At 62.2% G+C, this 3,228-nt stretch carries 2 protein-coding genes and 3 pseudogenes; 3 read left to right on the top strand and 2 right to left on the bottom strand.

Annotated elements, in window-relative coordinates:
* The 3 genes and pseudogenes from AC1DYK_RS35230 to AC1DYK_RS35220 form a co-directional block, all read left to right on the top strand.
* Positions 1 to 149: pseudogene (locus AC1DYK_RS35230) on the top strand (IS630 family transposase); the annotation flags it as partial.
* Between the two features lie 56 nt (positions 150 to 205).
* Positions 206 to 1,358, top strand: a pseudogene (locus AC1DYK_RS35225) (IS630 family transposase).
* Positions 1,324 to 1,638: a hypothetical protein gene (locus AC1DYK_RS35220; protein WP_478170497.1), complete on the top strand. Its 315-nt coding sequence runs from the start codon at positions 1,324 to 1,326 to the stop codon at positions 1,636 to 1,638. The pseudogene AC1DYK_RS35225 and the gene AC1DYK_RS35220 overlap by 35 nt, the downstream one beginning before the upstream one ends.
* 325 nt (positions 1,639 to 1,963) lie before the next feature.
* Here AC1DYK_RS35220 and AC1DYK_RS35215 read toward each other — a convergent pair whose 3' ends face one another.
* Both AC1DYK_RS35215 and AC1DYK_RS35210 read right to left on the bottom strand, forming a co-directional pair.
* A complete protein-coding gene (locus AC1DYK_RS35215; protein ID WP_478170496.1) occupies positions 1,964 to 2,812 on the bottom strand; it encodes a protein-L-isoaspartate O-methyltransferase family protein in 849 nt (282 codons plus the stop codon).
* Positions 2,813 to 3,089: 277 nt separating this feature from the next.
* Positions 3,090 to 3,228 (bottom strand): annotated as a pseudogene (locus AC1DYK_RS35210) (IS5-like element ISCARN85 family transposase); the annotation flags it as partial.

Below are 3,228 nucleotides of genomic sequence, written 5' to 3'. Positions count from 1 at the left end.
GCTCCACGCGCCAGCTCGAACAGGCCATCAGGCACTACATCAAGATCAACAACAGCGACCCCAAGCCGTTCGTCTGGTCCAAGACTGCCGATGACATCCTTGCGAGCGTCGAGAGATTTTGTTTGCGAACTTCTAACTCACGACACTAGTACAACATCCTGTAAATAGCTTTCATTGATATTGGAAGTGAGGTAGTCTCGGGGGCATGAGTCGAGGACGACAAGCGCAAGCGATCAAGCTGTCGCGAGAAGATCGCAAGTCCCTTGAGTTATTGACCCGTCGAGGCACCGCCGAGCAACGCCAAGTGGTTCGAGCGCAGATCGCGCTGATGTGCCACGCAGGGGCGTCGACGACGGCGATCGCAGAGGCAGTTGGCGTTTCCGTGCAGACCGTGTCGCATTGGCGCTCGCGGCTGGCCCGCAAGGGCGTTCAAGGATTGCAGGAGGTGCCCCGTCCTGGTCGCCCCCGGCGTATCGGTGAGACGCAACGGCTGGAACTGCTGGCCCTGGCCTGCGAGCCGGCCGAACTGCAGGGACGTGCGACGCCCACGCTGGACGAGTTGGTGGATCGTGCCGTCCAACGCGGCGTGGTCAAGCAGATCAGCCGCAGCCACCTGCAACGCATTCTGCAAGCGGGCGACCTGCGCCCGCACCGCGTGCGACCTGCGCCCGCACCGCGTGCGACAGTGGCTGCACAGCCCCGACCCGCAATTCCGCCAGAAGGTCAACGAGATCTGCGCCTTGTACCGCCGGGCACCCAAGGGGTCGGTCGTGCTGTCCATTGACGAGAAGACCGGAATCCAGGCCATCGAGCGCAAACACGCGGACCGCGAGCCCCAGCCCGGTCGAGCGCGTCGGCGCGAGTTCGAGTACATCCGTCATGGCACACAGGCCCTCATTGCCGCGCTGGACGTGCACACGGGGCGCGTCATCGGCAGTTGCTCGGATCGACGCACCCAGGCCGATCTCGTGGCCTTCATGGAGCAGGTCGCGCTTGCTCACCCGAAGGGGCGAGTTCATATCGTGTGGGACAACCTCAACACCCACCGCGCCCAGGCCGTGTGGGACGATTTCAACGCCCGACACGGAAACCGGTTTGTCTTTCACTTCACGCCGCTGCATGCGAGCTGGGTCAATCAGATCGAACTGCTGTTCGGCATCTACGCGCGCCGCGTCCTGCGCCACGCCAGTCATTCGTCCATCGCGCAATTGCGCGAGCGCACCGAAGCCTTCATGGCGCAACGCAACCAGGCGCCCCAGCCGTTCGAATGGACATTCGCCGGCTTTGAGCTACAAACCGGCGAACCCCTGAGGTTCAAACACCATGCCAACGTTCGAAGTACAAAGAAAGGCCGCTGAGCTCGAGCGCCAACTCGCCACGCTCACCGGACACCGGCGCGCGCGCGTCAAGCCCTACGGCAAGCATCTGCTGATCCAGATGCACAGCGATGGCGGTGACGACGCTGACGACCGCGTTGACACCATCGCACGCCTCACCGAGCTCGCGCGCAACTCCTACTCCGCCGCATTCCGCAGCCACACTGGCCGCTGGGAGCCCTTGCCCGCCATGGGGGACCTCGCCACGGTTGCCGACTTGGTGGTCTCTCTGCTCGGTCCCTACTTCGAGCCTATTACATAAAGCTATTTACGGGATGTTGTACTAGCTCGTCGCCAGACATTACGCACACCGCCGCGCCCGGAACGTTCCACTCGCGCAAGGTTTGGGTCATGAAATCTTCGAAACCGTCGAGGCGAATTGCCATCAGTCCTCCTGCATAAGGCGAATGACCAAGTGTGCGAGGCATCATCGCCACACGTGGGCGATTGTTGATGCACGGCGAGTTGGTGTGCACGCGCTTCAGAGGACGTTGCCCCAAGTGGGACAGAAATTGTTGCGTGCGAGCCGCGAAGGCCGGCTACCGGGCGATTTGAGCGCCTTCGCCCAATGGCGGGTTATGGCCGGCTCACGCCGTTGGGGCGGCCGTCGAGAGCCACCAGCCGTCGCCGACGCACCACGCTGTCCCGTCAGGCTGGTCGCCCCGATGAAACGAGCGAACAACCTGCGGCGGCCTCGCGGACAGGGCGTTCGTGAGGGCCCTCGACGCTTCCACGCTCCGCGCCCCCGCACATGGGATAAATCGCGCCAAGCTCAAGCATGCTGCGGTGTATGCATCTTCCCGCCACCGGCAAATCATCAACATGAATCCGGCTCCAGAGTCTGACGTCATCGGAAACACCAGGCGGCCCCCTACGGTCAACGCATCTAGCCAGCTACGTACGGGGTGAGTCGCACCGGCATTCACGTAGATGACGTCGGCAGGCGGCAGACGCTCTTTTGTAGCGTCTTTTCTTTCGACTACGACCTGATTGATGGGCGCCAAGTTGGTTCGGGCGAGCTCGGCAAGGTCATGTTCGACCTCGTATGCGGTGACGCGTCCTTCCGGTCCGACGAGTTCAGCGAGGATGGCCGAGTAGTAGCCGCTGCCTGCGCCGATGTGAAGGACGGATTCACCGGCCTTGGGTGCGCATGCGGCAAGGCACCGAGCGTGCAGGCTAGGCTGACCGTTGTTGATGCCTCGGTCCTTGGCTATTCCAACGAGGATGTCTTGGTACAGCCAACGAGGGTCCGGCGTCGCGGTTTGGATGTAGCCGTCGCCAGCCCAGACATCCCACGGGCCGCGTCCGAGAAACCGCTCACGCTCAACCGCCGCAAAAGCTGCCACGAGGCGCCGGTTCGAGCTGCCGCCAAGTCCAACGACCAGACGCGCGTAGAAATCTCGATATTGCTGGAGGGACGCTATAGGGTCGGCCATGCTCGAATTCTGCCTCGTCGATGGATGGCTGCTATTGGCCGAGCCGTGTGTAAACGGCTTTGATTGCGAGTATGACGAACACATGGCCGTGTGGTCGTCATACTCGCCACGGATTCATCCAGTGGTCTCATAGCGCAACGAAATGCGCCGTGTCATGGTCGTCGAGCTTCGCGGTTTGGTCGATACCTCTGACCGCCCGCTAATCAGCAGCCTGCCCCGTGCTTTGCCGGGTCGACGGGTGGACTGCCTAGTCAATGCTCGGCCCTTCTAGGGCCTGTTAACACAAACGAAGCCCATCGGCGATCAGCGCGAAGCTGATGAAGCCGAGGAACATCACATCGAGTTTCTCGAAGCGAGAGAAGATGCGCCGGAAGCCCTTGAGGCGTCGGAACAGTCGCTCAACCTCGTTGCGCCGC

This window comes from Variovorax sp. P2_H12, from assembly GCF_056403395.1.
This window is presented reverse-complemented; position numbering and strand designations above follow the sequence as displayed.